This is a genomic window from Pseudomonas sp. Pmew2, assembly GCF_058129885.1.
This window is the reverse complement of record NZ_CM176702.1, coordinates 4400414-4417956: the sequence shown is the minus strand read 5'-3', so window position 1 is coordinate 4417956 and position 17543 is coordinate 4400414. Positions and strand designations below refer to the sequence as shown.

The following is a 17543-nucleotide window of genomic DNA, read 5'->3' as shown; positions in this document are numbered from 1 at the left end:
AATGCAGTTCTAGACGCTCTGCGTCGCAAGTTACGCGGAGCTTCGGATCAGCTATCTTCCAGCCAGAAGCGCAGCGGCTTGCCTTGGGCTGGCCACAGGCGCAGTTGCTCGATGGGCGAGATGTCCCAGCGTTGCACGCTGCTGATGGCTTTGATGAAGCGTTGTTCCTGCTCCATCAGCGCGGGGGCGCACATCTTGCGGGTTTTGCCCACCGGACCGAAACTGATGCTGTGATCGTTCAGCGTATAGGGCGCAAACCAGTGGTTGCAGCCCGCATTGCCATACGCACGGCCATCGGCACCCAGCGTCATGGTCAAGCGACTGTTATCGATCAGCGGACGTTCGCCTATCCACTCCGTTACATAACTGTGATCCTGCTGGATCGGCAGCGGGTCAGCGGTACAACCGGCCAGCAGCGCGCCGCCGATCAGGCTCAGGAGCGCAAACTGTTTCATGCCGCTTTCTCCTGGCACTTCTTGCAGAGGTGCTTCTCGCCTTCGGTTTTCCAGCCCAGCTCCGCGATGCGCGCGATGGCGGCAGGTTTCTGCGCCTTGACGCCCAGCTTGCTCTCTACCATGAACTCGAAGTTCAGTTCGGCGGCGCAGCTGTCGCAATTCACTTTCCACTGATGAATCGCCAACTCATCGAACACCGGACCTTTGGCCACTGCAATCCATTGGCCCGGCGGGTTGATCAGGTGCCGGACTTTCTCGACGGTCAGGCGCATGTGCAGGCTTTTGCTGCCTTTGATCGTCACCAGCAACTGGTCGTTGTCATGAATCGAGCCGCCGTTACCGGTGACTTGATAGCGACCGGGTGCCAAAGTGCGGCATTCGGTCAATGTGTGCTGCGGGTTGAGCATGCTGTAGCGAAAATCGTGTTCGACCATGGGTCCTCCAAAATTGCGCGCATCCTATCATGCTCCACGCCTTCAGGATCGGACGCCGGGCACCCGCACCAGCATTGCTGCGCTGGAGTGTGAGGAGCGAACGGTGCCATCACGCGGTCACCCGTGCCTCGGCTTCCAGACGAATGATGGCTTTGTCCAGATCGTCCAGAGCCGCTTCGGTGTGCGCGGCGTTCTGCTTGAGCAGGGTCTCGGCGCGTTGACAGGCGGTGCGCAGTTGCGGGACGCCGCAGTAGCGCGTTGCGCCGTGCAGACGGTGAATGCGCTCGATCAACGCCTGTACATCCTGGTTGGCCCGCGCCACACGGATGGCCTCGCGGTCGGCGGCCAGCGAGGCCAGCAGCATGGCCAGCATGTCGGCGGCTAGATCCGCCTTGCCCGCAGCCAAGCGCAGCCCTTCCTCATGATCGAGCACCAGCGGCCCGACGTGCACGTCAGGTGCTTCGTTCTGGCGTTCCGGCGCCGGGTTGCGCAGTGCCAGCCCCGTCCACTTGAGGACCACCTGCGCCAGCTGTCGCTCGCTGATCGGTTTGGTCAGGTAGTCATCCATGCCACTTTGCAGCAGCGAGCGTTTTTCATTGGCCATCGCGTGGGCGGTAAGTGCCACGATCGGCAGTGAGCTCTGGTTGCGTTCAGCTTCCCAGGCACGAATCGCCTCGGTGGCCTGACGCCCGTCCATACCGGGCATCTGCACGTCCATCAACACCAGATCGAACGCTTCCTGCTGCACCGCATTGACCGCTGCATAGCCGCCCTCGACGGCCACGACTTCTGCGCCCATGTCTTCGAGCAGGGTCTGCACCAGCAGCAGGTTGGCCGGGTTGTCATCTACGCACAGCACCCGCGGCGCGCGGCTCGACAACGGCGGACCAATGTCGGCGCGGATCGCCCGCGGCGCGATCAGTTCGGACAGCGCTTTTTGCAGTTTGCGGGTACAGGCGGGCTTGGCCTGCAATTGCGTGTAGACATCGTGGACCGCCAACTGGAACAGCGCGTGCTCGGTGGTCGGGCACAGCACCATGACTTTGCAGTTGAGGTTTTCCAGGTCCCAGATGTGCTGGCGCAGCCGTTCCGGGGAAATTTCCAGCGCCGTCACGCCGAGCACCGCCAGATCGATAGCCAACGGGGTCTCGTGCGCCGCCGTCACCCCGTTGAGCAGATTTTCCAGGTTGTTGAACACGATGGTTTGTAGGCCGCAGTCTTCCAACTGATGCTCCAGCGCCTGCCGCGCCAGGTCATGGTGTTCAAGCACTGCTGCGCGTAGCCCTCCCAGCGGGATATTGAACGATTCTTCCTTGTCTTCGCGGGCCTTGGGCAGTTTCAGGCTGATCCAGAATTCCGAACCTTCGCCCGGCGTGCTGTCGACACCGATTTCGCCGCCCATCTGTTCGATCAGGCGCTTGGAAATCACCAGACCCAGACCCGTGCCGCCCGGCTGGCGGGAGAGCGAGTTGTCGGCCTGGCTGAACGCCTGGAACAGCGCCCGCACATCCTGACTGGACAGGCCGATGCCGGTGTCCTGCACGCTGATGCGCAATTGCGCGTGCTCTTCGGTTTCGTCTTCAAGCATGGCACGGGCGACGATGGTGCCTTCGCGGGTGAATTTGATCGCGTTGCTGACCAGGTTGGTCAGAATCTGCCGCAGGCGCAACGGGTCGCCGGACAGCGCCAGTGGTGTATCGCGGTACACCAGACTGACCAGTTCCAGCTGTTTGGCATGCGCCGCCGGGGCGAGGATGGTCAAGGTGTCCTGCAGCAGATCACGCAGGTTGAACGGGATGTTGTCGAGCACCAGCTTGCCAGCCTCGATCTTCGAAAAGTCGAGAATCTCGTTGATGATGCTCAACAGGTTGTCGGCCGACTTCTCGATGGTGCCCAGGTAGTCGAACTGACGCGGCGTCAGCTCGCTTTTTTGCAGCAAATGGGTGAAACCCAGAATGCCATTGAGCGGCGTGCGGATTTCGTGGCTCATGTTGGCCAGGAATTCGGACTTGATCCGGCTTGCTTCAAGGGCTTCCTTGCGCGCCAGGTCCAGCTCGATGTTCTGGATTTCGATGGTTTCCAGATTCTGGCGTACATCCTCGGTCGCCTGATCGATGCTCAGTTGCAGCTCTTCCTGCGCGTTCTGCAAGGTCGCCGCCATGCGATTGATGCCTGACGCCAGTTCGTCCAGCTCCCGACTGCCCAGCGGCGGCAGGCGGGTTTCGAGATTGCCGTCCTTGAGCTGCGACACTGCCTGTTTGATCTGGCTCATCGGCCCGTTGATGGTGCGGCTCATGCGTACTGCAAGAGTCGCGGTGCAGGCCAGCCCGGTCAGGATCAGCAGCAGGCTGGCAAACAGGCTTCGATAGCCGCGCAACAGCGTGCCGTTATGGGATATTTCAAGTTCGACCCAGCCCAGCAGGGTGTCGGCTTCGGCCGGAATGATCGGGCTGGTCAGGTGGCGTTGATTGCCGAATACCGGGAGCAAATAACGCGTGGCGTCGGTGCCGGTCGAATTGAGCAACTGCGAGCCGCTGCCAATCGGCGAAGGGCTGATCATGGTCGGTCCGGCGTGGGCCAGTGGCGTGCGATCGACGTCGAGAAACGACACGGCGCGCACGTCGGTCTGCTCCAGGGTCTGGGTCGCGATGCGGCTTAGCAGGACCTTGTCCTTGCGCCCCAATGCGTTGGCGGCCAATGGTGCCAGATCCTGGGCGATCATTTCGCCGCGTTGCAGCAACTGGCTTTGCAGTTCGCTCAACTGCATCCAGGTGAAATAACCACCAAGCATTGCGGCCATCAGGCTGGCAGGCAAAATAGTCAGTAGCAGCACACGGCCTTTTATACCCAGCTTGGTCAGCACGCTCGTTCTCCGGCAACACGTATCAGTCCGTCGATATCAGGCATCGGCTGCCTGGCTGTATCGGCACAAGGGGTTGAGTTTAGCCATTTACCGCCAGCATGGGCCACCTAACTCTCTGTGCAGGGCTAGGCCGCAGTGGAAAAAACAGTGTTTATTCTTTTTGGGAATAAGCAGCGCACTTTGCGTGATATGGGCTTTGGCCGTTTGCCGTTATGATAGGCACCCCCCGCAGTCTGGATTGCGAAGACGCCATGACCCTGCAGTATCAAACCATTGCCGATTGCGTCGGCAACACTCCGCTGGTGCGTCTGCAACGCATGGCGGGTAATACCAGCAATACCCTCCTGTTGAAGCTTGAAGGTAATAACCCCGCTGGCTCGGTAAAAGACCGTCCGGCCCTGTCGATGATCACCCGTGCCGAGTTGCGCGGCCAGATCCATCCGGGTGACACGCTGATCGAAGCCACTTCCGGCAATACCGGGATCGCACTGGCCATGGCCGCAGCGATAAAGGGTTACCGGATGATTCTGATCATGCCGGACAACTCCAGTGCCGAACGCAAGGCCGCGATGACCGCCTACGGTGCCGAGCTGATTTCGGTCAGTAAGGACGAGGGCATGGAAGGTGCCCGTGATCTGGCCGAGCGCATGCAGGCCGAAGGCCGCGGCAAGGTGCTCGATCAATTCGCCAATGGCGACAATCCCGAGGCGCATTACACGTCCACCGGTCCGGAAATCTGGCGGCAGACGGGCGGTACCGTGACCCATTTCGTCAGCTCGATGGGCACCACCGGCACCATCATGGGCACCTCACGCTACCTCAAGGAGCAAAATCCCGAGGTGCAGATCGTCGGTCTGCAACCGATGGAGGGCGCTTCGATCCCCGGTATTCGCCGCTGGCCGCATGAATACCTGCCGAAAATCTATCAGTCGGACCGTGTCGACCGCATCATCGACATGGGCCAGACCGAGGCCGAAGACACCATGCGCCGACTGGCGCGCGAAGAAGGCATCTTCTGTGGTGTGTCGTCCGGCGGCTCGGTCGCTGGGGCACTGCGCATTTCCCGTGAAGTAGAAAATGCCGTGATTGTGGCGATCATCTGTGACCGAGGCGACCGCTACCTGTCGACCGGCATCTACGATTCGCCCAACTGATGGCCAAACATGAACGAGGTCTGCGCTTTCAGCCCACGGGCGGCGTCAAGACCGTGCAGATTCCTGCCGGTAAAAAACAGCGGCTGACTATCGAGCGCCTGTCCGATGACGGTCGCGGTATCGCTTTTCTTGACGGCAAGACCTGGTTTGTCGCTGGCAGTCTGGCGGGCGAGGAGGTCGAGGCGCGGGTGCTAAATGCGCGCGGCAAGGTCGTCGAGGCGCGCACCGAGCGGGTCTTCAACGCCAGCACCATGCGTCGCGCTCCGGCCTGTGAGTATTTCGGTCGCTGCGGCGGCTGCAGTGTTCAGCATGTGCCCCACGAAGAACAGCTTGCCCTGAAACAGCGCATGCTCGCCGAGCAATTGTTGCGCGTGGCGAATGCTGTGCCGGATGAATGGGCGGCACCTTTGAGCGGTGCCGAGCTGGCCTATCGCCGACGCGCGCGGGTCGCGGTTCGCTGGGATGCCAAGGCCAAAAGGCTGGACGTGGGGTTCCGCGCAGCCGCCAGTCAGGACATCGTCAGCATCGAACACTGTCCGGTGCTGGTACAGGCCTTGCAACCCATCATGAATGAGTTGCCTGGCATGCTGAAAAACTTCAGCAAACCGCAGGCGCTGGGTCACGTCGAGCTGTTCAGTGGGGTTGCGACTGCCGTGTTGTTGCGCCACACCGCGCCGCTTGCCGAGGCCGACCTGGCGCTGTTGCAGGCGTTTTGCTCCAAGCACGGCGCGCAGCTGTGGCTGCAGGGCGACGGCGAGCCCCAACCGGCCAGCCCCGGCGATACGCTGGGCTACCGGCTGGAGCCGTGGAACCTGCAACTGGCCTGGCGACCGGGAGATTTCATTCAGGTCAACGCGGCGGTTAACACCGCGATGATCGAGCAGGCTCTGCAATGGCTGGCGCCTGCCAAAGATGAACGGGTAATGGACCTGTTTTGCGGTCTGGGCAATTTTGCCTTGCCACTGGCGGGTCTGGCGAAGGAAGTGGTGGCGGTCGAAGGCGTTGCGACCATGGTCGAGCGTGCAGCCGTGAACGCAATGAGTAATGATCTGCACAATGTGCAGTTTTTTCAGGCGGATCTTTCCCAGCCGCTGACACACGCCGACTGGGCGGCGGAAGGGTTTTCTGCGGTACTCTTGGACCCACCGCGTGACGGGGCCTTTGAAGTGGTTCGCCAGATCAGAAAAACGGGTGCCCGGCGACTGCTTTATGTTTCATGCAACCCGGCAACTTTGGCTCGTGACACGGTCGAACTGATCAGTCAGGGCTACCGATTAAAACGTGCCGGAATCCTCGATATGTTTCCACAGACGGCGCATGTCGAGGCGATGGCTTTATTTGAAATGAGTAAGTGAGCAGCGTTCACTGGATCGAGGTCGCTGCTGACAGGGAACCTCATTTAATCCGACTGGCCCGCGAATGCCGGTCCTTGCTTGCCCGGCAAGTGGCATTCGCTCAGAAGGCTGGCGACTGATGGCGCTATTCATCGCGCCGTAGGGAAGGTAAGCAGCATGGTACAGGTGAGAGCGAACCAGCCGATAAACACAGACGGCAGTATCAATCTCGACGCGTGGCTCGATCATATTGTCAGCGTCGACCTGGTCCTGGACCGGGAAGTCATGAAACAGGCCTGTGAGTTTGCCCGGCAAGCCGAGCAGAACGACAAGGCCCACAAGAATCACTGGGCAGAGGGCACCTCCAGTTTCCAGACCGGTCTGGAAATCGCGGAGATCCTCGCTGACCTCAAGCTGGATCAGGACTCGCTGGTTGCGGCGGTCATTTACCGCGGCGTGCGTGAAGGTGTCATCCCTTTGCCGGAAGTCGAGCAGCGTTTCGGCGCGACGGTCGCCAAACTGATCGACGGCGTGCTGCGCATGGCCGCGATCAGCGCCAGTCTCAGCCCTCGTCAATCTCTGGTGCTAGGCAGTCAGGCGCAGGTCGAAAACCTGCGCAAGATGCTCGTGGCGATGGTCGACGACGTTCGCGTTGCGCTGATCAAGCTGGCCGAGCGCACTTGCGCGATTCGTGCGGTAAAGAACGCCGACGACGAGAAACGCAACCGTGTGGCCCGGGAAGTCTTCGACATCTACGCGCCGCTGGCCCATCGTCTGGGTATCGGGCATATCAAGTGGGAGCTGGAAGACCTTTCTTTCCGCTACCTGGAGCCTGATCAGTACAAGCAGATCGCCAAGCTGCTGCATGAGCGCCGGCTGGACCGCGAGCGCTTCATCAGCGATGTCATGTCCCAGCTCGACAACGAACTGCAAGCCACCGGCGTGACGGCTGACATCAGTGGCCGAGCCAAACATATCTATTCCATCTGGCGCAAAATGCAGCGCAAAGGCCTGGCATTCAGCCAGATCTATGACGTGCGCGCGTTGCGTGTACTGGTCCCGGAAATGCGCGATTGCTATACCGCGCTGGGCATTGTGCACACCTTGTGGCGGCATATTCCCAAAGAGTTCGACGATTACATCGCCAACCCCAAGGAAAATGGCTATCGCTCGCTGCACACAGCGGTCATCGGGCCGGAAGGCAAGGTACTGGAAGTGCAGATACGCACCCACGCCATGCACGAAGAGGCCGAACTGGGCGTTTGCGCGCACTGGCGTTATAAAGGCACTGACGTCAAATCTGGCTCCAATCATTACGAAGAGAAAATTTCCTGGCTGCGTCAGGTACTTGAGTGGCATGAAGAGCTGGGTGACATTGGTGGCCTGGCAGATCAGCTGCGGGTTGATATCGAGCCTGACCGGGTCTACGTCTTCACCCCTGACGGCCACGCCATCGACCTGCCCAAGGGTGCGACACCGCTGGACTTTGCCTATCGGGTGCACACCGAAATCGGCCATAACTGCCGTGGTGCGAAGATCAACGGCCGCATCGTACCGCTCAACTACAGCCTGCAGACCGGCGAGCAGGTCGAGATCATCACCAGCAAGCACGGCACGCCGAGCCGTGACTGGCTGAACTCCAACCTCGGTTACATCACGACCTCGCGGGCGCGCGCCAAGATTGTTCACTGGTTCAAATTGCAGGCCCGCGACCAGAACGTTGCGGCCGGTAAAACCCTTATCGAACGCGAACTGGCGCGCCTTGCATTGCCGCAGGTCGACTTCGACAAGCTGGCGGACAAGGCCAACCACAAGACCGCCGACGACATGTTTGCCGCCTTGGGCGCGGGTGATCTGCGTCTGGCGCAACTGGTCAATCTGGCTCAGCAGGAGGTTGAACCTGATCGCGTCAATGAACAGCTGGAACTGATCCCGCGCAAGGCTACGGGCTACAAGCCTGGCAAGCGTGGCGATATTCAGATTCAGGGCGTTGGCAACCTGATGACACAGATGGCCGGTTGCTGCCAGCCGCTGCCGGGCGATGCGATTGTCGGTTACATCACCCAGGGCCGTGGCGTCAGCATTCACCGTCAGGATTGCGCTTCGGTGCTGCAACTGGGTGGTCGCGAGCCCGAGCGGATCATTCAGGTCAGCTGGGGGCCGGTGCCGGTACTCACGTATCCGGTGGACATCATCATTCGCGCCTACGACCGTTCCGGCCTGCTGCGTGACGTCACCCAAGTGCTGCTCAACGAGCGTATCAACGTACTGGCGGTCAACACCCGTTCGAACAAGGAAGACAACACAGCGCTCATGTCGCTGACCATCGAGATTCCGGGTCTGGACGCGCTGGGACGGTTGCTGGGGCGTATTTCCCAGTTGCCGAACATCATTGAAACTCGCAGGAACAGGACGCCATAAGCGTTGCCTGCGCTCACAGGGAGCCCCATGTATACAGTTCAAGACCTGCTGAACCTCATGGCCCGGCTGCGTGATCCGCAGTCTGGCTGCCCGTGGGACCTGAAGCAGACCTACGCCAGCATCGTGCCGCATACGCTGGAAGAAGCCTACGAAGTGGCCGATGCCATCGAGCAGGGCGACCTCGACCATCTGAAGGGCGAACTGGGAGACCTGCTGTTTCAGGTGGTCTTCTATGCTCAGTTGGCCAAGGAAGAAGGCCGGTTTGAATTCGACGACGTCATCGACGGTATTACCCGCAAGTTGCTGCGTCGCCATCCGCACGTGTTTCCGACCGGCGAGTTGTACGCGCCGGCAGAAACGCCGTGCCTGACCGACGAGCAGGTCAACCAGCGCTGGGACGAGATCAAGGCCGAGGAACGTGCCGAAAAGTCTGGCGCCCCTGAGCAGTTGTCGCTGCTCGATGACGTGCCGGTGGCCTTGCCTGCGTTGAGTCGTGCCGCCAAACTGCAGAAGCGCGCTTCGCAGGTCGGCTTCGACTGGCCTGCAGCGTTGCCGGTGGTCGACAAGGTACGTGAAGAACTCGATGAAATTCTCGAAGCCATGGTCGACAATGACGCCGAAGGCATTGCCGAGGAAGTCGGCGATCTGCTGTTCAGCGTCGTGAACCTGGCCCGGCACCTTAAAGTTGACCCGGAAACTGCGCTACGCTCGGCCAATAGCAAGTTCGACAGACGCTTCCGATTCATTGAACAGGCCTTGCGCCACATCCAGCGTCCTATCGAAGCGTGCTCGCTCGAAGAAATGGACGCATTGTGGGGTGAAGCCAAACGTCAGGAAAAGAGCACACCCGGCTGCGGCTGAGTGTGCGGTAACGGTATAAGTGAGTAGACAATGAGCCTTTCCCTTCGCGATCAGTTGCTCAAGGCAGGTCTGGTCAACCAAAAGCAGGCCAAGCAGGTCGGCAAAGAAAAGCAGAAAGAGCAGCGTCTGGTGCACAAGGGTCAGGCCCAGGCCGACGACTCGCAAAAGCGCGCGGCTCAGGAAGCCATGGCCGAGAAGGCCAAGCGTGACCAGGAGCTGAACCGTCAGCAGCAGGAGAAGGTCGAGCAGAAGGCCCGTGCTGCTCAGGTCAAACAACTGATCGAGGTGTCGCGTCTGCCCAAGCTGATTACCGAGGATTACTACAACTTCGTTGACGACAAGAAGGTCAAGCGGATCTCGGTCAACGCGTTGGTGCGCAACAAGCTCAGCAGCGGTTCGCTGGCCATCGTTCACCACGGTGGCGGTTACGAGATCATTCCGCGTGAGGCTGCGCTGAAGATCCAGGAGCGCGACCCGCGCCGTATCGTGTTGCTCAGCACCCCGACCGAAGCGCCAGATGCCGACGATCCGTACGCTGCGTATCAGGTGCCTGACGACCTGATGTGGTAACGCGCTGACCGGTCAAAACAAAACCCGCATTCAGCGGGTTTTGTCGTTTATTGTTCTGGGTGGTTGCGGTTCAGGGAAGTCGCTTAGTGGTTGCCCTGGCTTTCCAGTGCTTCCAGCTCTTCCTTGTAGCGTAGAGCATCGGACTCTACGTGGAACATACCGACAAGTTGGTCCTGTTGATGCACGTCCCAGATCTGGATGCCGTCGGCAACGGCTTCGTGAGAGAGGTGGGCGTCGTCGCGTTCAGTAACTCTGACAGTCATAGTAGTAAGCTCCTGACTTTGATGGCCTGAATGGTTAGGCCTCTGGATACTGCGGCGATGTGTCGCAGGACTCTTTTATAGAATTTGTTAGCTGCCTAAGTAAATAGCCTGTTCAGGTTCCCGAGTGAGCAAAAAATGGTCGTTTGCCTACAGCCCTTGCATGGCGAGGCTTGCAGCTTGGTTGCGGCAAAGTGAAGGATTTTTCATGTGCCTTTAGCGGTGCAAAAAGATGACGCGGAGCGTCAAGAACGGCATTCCCACGCGGAGCGTAGGGAACGATAGGTGTCCGTATAGCGCGAGGTTCGGCGTCGGCACTCCGTAGGGCGCGCCAGGGGTCCGGGAGAGCACCGCCACTATCGTGCGATGCTCTGCGTCGGCATGCCGTTCTGGACGCTCTGCGTCCTCTTGTTTGCAGCCAATAAAAAGCCCCGCTAATAAGCGGGGCTCTGTATGGCAAGCGGTCAGGGCAATCAGCTGCCTTTGACGGCCTTGCCGTTCACGGTGCCGTCGAGCAGCACGATGTTGTATTCCTTACCGTCGGTTTCGACCTGTTGCAGGCGCACTAGCAGGTAATCCCAGTCCTTGGCGAACCACAGCACGGTGGTGCGCTTGCTTTGCGTCGGGTCACGCACGCGCTCGACCTTGATCGCATCGACCTGGCCAGTCTTGGTGGTAACCTTTTCCGAGCCCAGTACGCGGAAGTCGTAGGTGTCTACTTCATCACCGTCGACCACCTGGTAGCTCATGCTCTTCTTGCCATCAGCGATGTCGTGTTGCAACGCCAGCTGATACGTGGACTTGTCGAGGATGCCACGGTTGAGCGGCAGCTTGATCGCATCGCCACGGTCGGTGCCGGTGACGAACTTGGTGTTCCAGTCGAACGCCAGATCAACCTTCTTGGATTTGCCCAGGCCGCTGCGCTCGAAGCTGTAGGTCTGTGGCAGCAAGGTTTCCTTGTCGACCTTCAGTGTGCTGACTTCCGTCAGGCTGGCAATCATCATCGAGGCCTTGAAGCTCAGGGTCCAGGTGCCATTGGCTCCTGCTTCCAGGCTGCGTTCAGCCGTGCCGCTCATGGGCAGCTGTTTCCAGTCGGCGGTGTAGCTGGCGGAGAAGGGTTGAAGTTCTGCGGCCTGTACGGCAGGCAATGCGAGCAGAGCGAAAGCGAAGAGCAGAGCGCGACGCATAATATCTCCTAATGTCGAATCAGATGGCCGCTGGCCGGGAGTAACTGGCTATCCAGTAACGCACCTTGTTCACCAAGGCTCAGTCGGCCCTCGGCAAACCAGCGAATGGCCAGTGGGTAAATACGGTGCTCTTGAACATGAACCCGTTGCGCGAGCGTTGTGGGCGTGTCGTGCAACTGTACCGAAATAACTGCCTGTACGACCAGTGGGCCGCCATCGAGTTCCTCGGTGACGAAATGCACGCTGCAGCCATGCTCGGTGTCACCAGCTTCCAGCGCACGCTTGTGCGTGTGCAAGCCTTTATAACGCGGCAGCAGGGAAGGGTGAATATTCAGAAGGCGGCCATGGAAGTGGCGCACGAAGCCTGCGCTGAGAATGCGCATGAATCCGGCCAGTACCACCAACTGTGGCTGGAAAGTGTCGATCAGTTCGATCAGCGCTGCATCGAAGGCTTCACGGCCTTCGTAGGCAGTGTGATCCAGCACGCAGGCTTCGATGCCTGCGTCCCTGGCGCGTTGCAGGCCGAACGCATCGGCGCGGTTGGAAATCACCGCGCGGATACGGACCGGGCTGGACCCGTCCTTGAAACTGTCGATCATCGCTTGCAGGTTGCCGCCGGTGCCGGACAGCAGCACCACGACATCGCAGATGGCTGGCATCAATGCGCCTTGAGGTTTTTCAGCTCGACTTGTGCTGCACCTTCGGCAGCAGTGGCGATCTGACCGATCACCCATGGCTGCTCGCCAGCTTCGCGCAGAACCTTCAGCGCGGCTTCAACGTGTTCCTGAGCAACGCAGATAACCATGCCCACGCCGCAGTTCAGCACGCGGTGCATTTCGTTTTCAGCGACGTTGCCTTGCTGCTGCAGCCAGTCGAAAACGGCCGGACGCTGCCAGCTGGCGACGTCGACAACGGCCTGAGCGCCCTGCGGCAGAACACGCGGGATGTTGTCGAGCAGGCCGCCACCGGTGATGTGGGCCATGGCCTTGACCGCGCCGGTTTCCTTGATCAGCTTGAGCAGCGGCTTGACGTAGATGCGGGTGGGTGCCATCAGCAGCTCGGTCAATGGCTTGCCGTCCAGCTGGATGCTTTCGATATCGGCACCGGCCACTTCGATGATCTTGCGGATCAGCGAATAACCGTTGGAGTGCGGGCCGGACGATGGCAGAGCGAGCAGGGCATCACCGGCAGCGACTTTCGAACCGTCGATGATCTCGGCCTTTTCCACGACGCCGACGCAGAAGCCAGCCAGGTCGTAGTCTTCGCCTTCGTACATGCCCGGCATTTCAGCGGTTTCGCCGCCGACCAGCGAGCAGCCAGCCAGTTCGCAGCCAGCGCCGATGCCGGTGACGACCTGGGCAGCGGTGTCGACGTTCAGCTTGCCGGTGGCGTAGTAATCGAGGAAGAACAGCGGCTCTGCACCGCAGACCACCAGGTCATTGACGCACATGGCGACCAGATCGATGCCGATGGTGTCGTGCTTGTTCAGGTTCAGGGCCAGACGCAGCTTGGTGCCCACGCCGTCAGTGCCGGAAACCAGGACCGGTTGCTTGTAGCCGGCCGGGATTTCGCAGAGGGCGCCGAAGCCTCCCAGGCCGCCCATGACTTCCGGACGCTTGGTGCGCTTGGCGACGCTCTTGATGCGTTCGACCAATGCTTCACCGGCGTCGATGTCTACACCGGCGTCTTTATAGCTCAGGGAGGGTTGCTTGCTCATAGAAAATCCAGGCCTTTAGGGGGGATTCGGAGGTATCGACCGCTGCGTTGGGACCCGTTCAGCACCGCGCTGTCATGCGGTGGTAATGTTGGGCCGTGGCGATTGCCGGTCTGCGAAGGCGCGCGATTTTATCAGGCTTGCTCCCCAGGGGCCATCCTTGCGCCGACAACAGGGCGGTGTTGCGCCAAATAAACCTGATCCGGCAGCTCCGGTCAGTGCGAGTGCCGCCGTTTAAGGTGTACTTTATGCGCAAATTGAATGATTGGTGGTTCAAGGCTGTCCCAGACTTGTACACCTCCTGAAACAGCTTCTTTTTACTTTTTTCCGTTCGGGAACTGTCCATGCGTTTTTCCAGAGTTCTTCTAGTCGGCTGTCTGTCCCTGATCAGCCTCCCCAGCCTTGCCGAAACGGTCAGCAACCTTTATCAGGTCCGCGAGCCGGTGACTGGTCAGTCGCCCGATGAGCGCACACGGGCCACCCAGGCCGCGGTCGAAACGCTGGTGCTGCGCCTGACCGGTGACGCCAAGGCCGCGCAGGGTTCGGCCATCGCCGCGCTGCGCAAAGATCCGCAGCAAATCATCAGCCAGTACGGCTATGAGGCCGGTCCGCCTGAAACCCTGCTGGTGGACTTCGATCCAGCGACCACCGACCGTGCGTTGCGTGATGCCGGCCTGTCGATCTGGGGCAGCAATCGCCCGTCGATCCTCGGCTGGTGGCTGAACGACTCGGTCGAAGGCTCGAATCTGGTCGGTGACGGTCAGGCTGCCGCCGAACCGCTGCGCCGCGCTGCGCAACACCGCGGTTTGCCGCTGCGTCTGCCGCTGGCTGATTTGAGCGAGCAGGGCGTCGGTAACGCCAAGACACTGGAAGGCACTGATGCCGCACCGCTCAAGGAAGCCTCCGAGCGTTACGGTGCTGACGCGATACTGGCGGTGCACGCCAAGGAAGATGCAGGCCAGTGGCAGGGCAAATGGCGCTTGTGGCTGGGTGATCAGCGTGAGCAGGGCACCGCGACCGGGGCTACTTCCGAAGCCTTGGCAGACGCTGTGCTGCTGTCGGTCAGCCAGCGTCTGGCCCCACGTTTCGTCGCCAAGCCCGGTGCCTCGACGGGCCTGTTGGTGCAGGTTCAGGGCATGACACTGGAGCGCTATGCACAACTGCTTCAGTTACTTGATCCGTTCGGCGTGCGTCTGAGTTCTGTTGACGGCGATAAAGTGGTGTTTGAGGTCAGTGGCAGCACCGATCAGCTACGCTCGCAGTTGTCGCTGGCCAAATTGCAGGAAGTGCCCGCAGCCGAGGCAGCCGCTGCCGCAACGCCGCCTGCTGCGCCTGTCGATGCGACTGCGCCGGTTGCGCCAGCCAATGGAGCTGCTGCTGTTCCGGCACCTGCGCCCGCAGCGATGATTGTTCCGGCGTCTGCACCACAGCTTTATTTCCGCTGGTAAACCGGCAAAGCGCTTTTCCATTGGATTGAGGGATGTTGATGACTGATACACGGCGTTGGTTCTGGATCGGCGGCCTGGCCTTGCTGGTCGCATTCGTGGTGCTGTTGCACACGATCCTCACCCCTTTTCTGGTGGCGCTGCTGCTGGCCTACATGGGCGATCCACTGGTGGATCGTCTGGAGCGCGCCGGGCTGTCCAGAACCTTGAGCGTGGTGGCGGTGTTCGGTCTGTTCACGCTGGTGCTGATGGCCTTGCTGCTGGTGCTGGTGCCGATGCTGGCCAAGCAGTTGTTTCGTCTCTATGAGCTGGCCCCGCAGATCCTCGACTGGCTGCAACACTCGGCGTTGCCGTGGGTGCAGGCCAAGTTCGGTCTGGCAGACGGGTTCTGGAAGTTCGACAAGATCAAGGCAGCCATCTCCGAGCACATGGGGCAGGCTGGGGATATCGTCTCTGTGGTGCTGTCTCAGGCTACGGCGTCGAGCCTGGCGCTGATCGGCTGGCTGACCAATCTGGTGCTGATCCCGGTGGTGTGTTTCTACCTGTTGCGTGACTGGGACATCATGACCGGCAAGATCCGCGGTCTGCTGCCGCGTCAGCGTGAAGGTCAAATCGTCAAGCTGGCGGGCGAGTGCCACGAGGTGCTGGGCGCGTTCATACGTGGGCAGTTGCTGGTCATGGTCGGTCTCGGAGTGATCTACGCGGCCGGTCTGATGCTGGTCGGGCTGGAACTGGGCCTGTTGATCGGGGTGATCGCCGGTCTGGCTGCCATCGTGCCTTATATGGGCTTTGTGATCGGCATTGGTTCAGCGCTGGTCGCCGGGTTGTTCCAGTTTGGCGGCGACCTGTACCCGATGATGGGGATTGTTGCGGTGTTCATGATCGGTCAGGCCCTCGAAGGTATGGTGCTGACGCCATTACTGGTAGGGGATCGCATCGGTCTGCACCCGGTGGCGGTGATCTTCGCGATTCTGGCGGGTGGCGAGCTGTTCGGTTTCACCGGCATTCTGCTGGCGTTGCCGGTCGCTGCAGTGATCATGGTGCTGGTGCGCCACATGCACGACGTTTATAAAGACTCGGAAATCTATGCAGGTGCGGAAGATCCCGAGCTGTAAGGGCATCGCACGCCTCTTCACTGCCCGGTGAAGAGGCTTGTGCAGGCAATGCATGCATCACCTCAAAACGCCCTTTCTCGACCCGCGCTTTACGCACCCTGACGCAAACCTTTGATTTTGCTTGAGGTCTGTCGCATTGTGCGACCCGCTTCACGGGTATAAACTTTGCGCTCTTTACACAGAGGCCCTTGACGGTTTGCATGAGCCGTTAGTCAGCATGAAACCGATTCAGCTGCCCCTGAGTGTGCGTCTGCGTGATGACGCCACTTTCGTCAATTACTATCCAGGCGCCAATGCCGCTGCACTCGGCTATGTCGAGCGGCTGTGCGAAGCCGACGCTGGGTGGACGGAAAGCCTCATCTATCTGTGGGGCAAGGATGGAGTAGGGCGCACGCACCTGCTTCAGGCTGCGTGCCTGCGTTTCGAGCAGCTGGGCGAACCTGCGGTGTATCTGCCGCTTGCCGAAGTTATCGATGAAGGTATCGAGCTGTTCGACCATCTTGAACAGTACGAACTGGTGTGCCTGGATGACCTGCAAGCCATTGTCGGCAAGCCGGAGTGGGAAGAAGCCCTGTTTCACCTGTTCAACCGTTTGCGTGACAGCGGGCGTCGTCTGCTCATTGCAGCGTCCAAATCGCCCCGCGAACTGCCGGTCAAACTCCCCGATCTGAAATCCCGTCTGACCATGGCCCTGGTATTCCAGATGCGCGGCCTGTCCGACGAAGACAAGCTGCGTGCGCTGCAACTGCGTGCATCACGGCGCGGCCTGCACCTGACCGATGAGGTAGGCCATTTCATTCTGACGCGTGGTACACGCAGCATGAGCGCGCTGTTCGAATTGCTTGAGCGCCTTGATCAGGCGTCACTCCAGGAAAAGCGCAAGCTGACCATTCCCTTTCTTAAAGAGACGCTGGGGTGGTAGATCAGGCGCTGTTGATGCAAACGGCTGCAGCCTTGCGCCATGCACAACGGATTCTGGTGATCACCGGGGCAGGCCTGTCGGCTGATTCGGGCTTGCCGACCTATCGCGGCGTCGGCGGGCTGTACAACGGCAAGACCGACGACGGCCTGCCTATAGAAATGGCCCTGTCCGGGCCAATGCTGCGCCGTGACCCCGAGCTGTGCTGGAAGTACATCGCTGAACTGGGCAGGGCGTGCCTGGGTGGCGAGCCGAATATCGCGCATTACGCCATCGCCCAGTTGCAACGCATCAAGCCCGAGTGCTGGGTGCTGACCCAGAATGTCGACGGTTATCACCGTGCGGCGGGCAGCCCGCCAGAGCGCCTGATAGAAATTCACGGGCAGCTCTCGCCACTGTTTTGCCAATCCTGCGGCGCTGAAGATCCGCAATTGAGTGAGCACTTGCAGCGTCCTTTGCCCCCTTTATGCTCGGCATGTAGTGGCGTTATGCGACCGCCCGTCGTTCTTTTTCAGGAAATGCTCCCTGAAAGAGCACTGGAAACACTGTATGAACAACTGGCTAAAGGCTATGACGCAGTCCTGAGTATCGGTACCACGGCAAGCTTCCCCTACATTCATGAACCGGTCATTCGCACCAGAGTTTCCGGGGGTTTTACGGCGGAAATCAATCCGCAGCCGACCGATCACAGCGCGCAGATGGACGTCTTTTTGCAGTGCCGGGCAGCACATGTCATGGCGGAACTCATAAGTCACATCTAGTTCGATTGAATTTGCAAATCACCTTCATAAAAGGCATAGTCTCGCCATCT

General features: G+C 60.1%; 16 protein-coding genes. 9 read left to right on the top strand and 7 right to left on the bottom strand.

Translation table 11 applies throughout. The annotated features are described in order from the left end of the window. Nucleotides 1-47 precede the first annotated feature (47 nt). The 3 genes from AC4ANK_RS20290 to AC4ANK_RS20280 form a co-directional block, all read right to left on the bottom strand. Nucleotides 48-455 (bottom strand): META domain-containing protein, encoded by a 408-nt coding sequence (locus tag AC4ANK_RS20290; protein ID WP_002554620.1) that lies wholly within the window; start codon nt 453-455, stop codon nt 48-50. Beyond that, complete coding sequence (locus tag AC4ANK_RS20285; RefSeq protein ID WP_002554619.1) at nt 452-889, bottom strand: hypothetical protein; 438 nt, start codon at nt 887-889, stop codon at nt 452-454. Before AC4ANK_RS20285 ends, AC4ANK_RS20290 begins: the two co-directional genes overlap by 4 nt. Nucleotides 890-998: 109 nt before the next feature. After that, nucleotides 999-3752, bottom strand: a complete 2754-nt coding sequence (locus AC4ANK_RS20280) for a response regulator (RefSeq protein ID WP_031597663.1) — start codon at nt 3750-3752, stop codon at nt 999-1001. A gap of 251 nt (nt 3753-4003) precedes the next feature. Between AC4ANK_RS20280 and cysM the strand changes: the two genes are divergently transcribed. The 5 genes from cysM to AC4ANK_RS20255 all read left to right on the top strand — a co-directional run bounded on the left by cysM (nt 4004) and on the right by AC4ANK_RS20255 (nt 10092). Beyond that, a complete protein-coding gene (gene cysM / locus AC4ANK_RS20275; protein WP_002554618.1) occupies nt 4004-4906 on the top strand; it encodes a cysteine synthase CysM in 903 nt (300 codons plus the stop codon). Next, complete coding sequence (gene rlmD / locus AC4ANK_RS20270; RefSeq protein ID WP_031597665.1) at nt 4906-6261, top strand: 23S rRNA (uracil(1939)-C(5))-methyltransferase RlmD; 1356 nt, start codon at nt 4906-4908, stop codon at nt 6259-6261. Before cysM ends, rlmD begins: the two co-directional genes overlap by 1 nt. Before the next feature lie 156 nt (nt 6262-6417). Then, nucleotides 6418-8661 carry a GTP diphosphokinase gene (gene relA, locus AC4ANK_RS20265; protein ID WP_002554616.1) on the top strand — a complete coding sequence of 748 codons (2244 nt, stop codon included), beginning with the start codon at nt 6418-6420 and terminating at the stop codon, nt 8659-8661. A 27-nt stretch (nt 8662-8688) separates the two neighbouring features. After that, on the top strand, nt 8689-9522 hold the full coding sequence (gene mazG, locus AC4ANK_RS20260) for a nucleoside triphosphate pyrophosphohydrolase (RefSeq protein ID WP_002554615.1): 834 nt from the start codon (nt 8689-8691) through the stop codon (nt 9520-9522). 30 nt (nt 9523-9552) lie between these two features. Beyond that, on the top strand, nt 9553-10092 hold the full coding sequence (locus tag AC4ANK_RS20255; RefSeq protein ID WP_002554614.1) for a DUF2058 domain-containing protein: 540 nt from the start codon (nt 9553-9555) through the stop codon (nt 10090-10092). A gap of 83 nt (nt 10093-10175) precedes the next feature. Here AC4ANK_RS20255 and AC4ANK_RS20250 read toward each other — a convergent pair whose 3' ends face one another. The 4 genes from AC4ANK_RS20250 to purM all read right to left on the bottom strand — a co-directional run bounded on the left by AC4ANK_RS20250 (nt 10176) and on the right by purM (nt 13256). Next, nucleotides 10176-10355 (bottom strand): hypothetical protein, encoded by a 180-nt coding sequence (locus AC4ANK_RS20250; protein WP_002554613.1) that lies wholly within the window; start codon nt 10353-10355, stop codon nt 10176-10178. Nucleotides 10356-10825: 470 nt separating this feature from the next. Next, nucleotides 10826-11539, bottom strand: coding sequence for a DUF3108 domain-containing protein (locus AC4ANK_RS20245; protein WP_002554612.1), 714 nt, complete (start codon nt 11537-11539; stop codon nt 10826-10828). Nucleotides 11540-11547: 8 nt separating this feature from the next. Further along, nucleotides 11548-12198: a phosphoribosylglycinamide formyltransferase gene (purN, locus tag AC4ANK_RS20240; RefSeq protein WP_002554611.1), complete on the bottom strand. Its 651-nt coding sequence runs from the start codon at nt 12196-12198 to the stop codon at nt 11548-11550. Further along, the gene (purM, locus tag AC4ANK_RS20235; RefSeq protein WP_002554610.1) at nt 12198-13256 is read right to left on the bottom strand and encodes a phosphoribosylformylglycinamidine cyclo-ligase; all 1059 of its coding nucleotides are present in this window, start codon (nt 13254-13256) and stop codon (nt 12198-12200) included. The genes purN and purM overlap by 1 nt, the downstream gene beginning before the upstream one ends. 341 nt (nt 13257-13597) lie before the next feature. On the opposite strand from purM, the gene AC4ANK_RS20230 reads away from it, so the two are divergent. The 4 genes from AC4ANK_RS20230 (at nt 13598) to AC4ANK_RS20215 (ending at nt 17493) form a co-directional block, all read left to right on the top strand. Next, a complete protein-coding gene (locus AC4ANK_RS20230; RefSeq protein WP_002554609.1) occupies nt 13598-14701 on the top strand; it encodes a DUF2066 domain-containing protein in 1104 nt (367 codons plus the stop codon). Between the two features lie 38 nt (nt 14702-14739). Then, nucleotides 14740-15813 carry an AI-2E family transporter gene (locus AC4ANK_RS20225; protein ID WP_002554608.1) on the top strand — a complete coding sequence of 358 codons (1074 nt, stop codon included), beginning with the start codon at nt 14740-14742 and terminating at the stop codon, nt 15811-15813. Between the two features lie 217 nt (nt 15814-16030). Then, on the top strand, nt 16031-16735 hold the full coding sequence (gene hda / locus AC4ANK_RS20220) for a DnaA regulatory inactivator Hda (RefSeq protein ID WP_002554607.1): 705 nt from the start codon (nt 16031-16033) through the stop codon (nt 16733-16735). Then, nucleotides 16729-17493 carry an NAD-dependent deacylase gene (locus AC4ANK_RS20215; RefSeq protein WP_002554606.1) on the top strand — a complete coding sequence of 255 codons (765 nt, stop codon included), beginning with the start codon at nt 16729-16731 and terminating at the stop codon, nt 17491-17493. Before hda ends, AC4ANK_RS20215 begins: the two co-directional genes overlap by 7 nt. Nucleotides 17494-17543 lie beyond the last annotated feature (50 nt).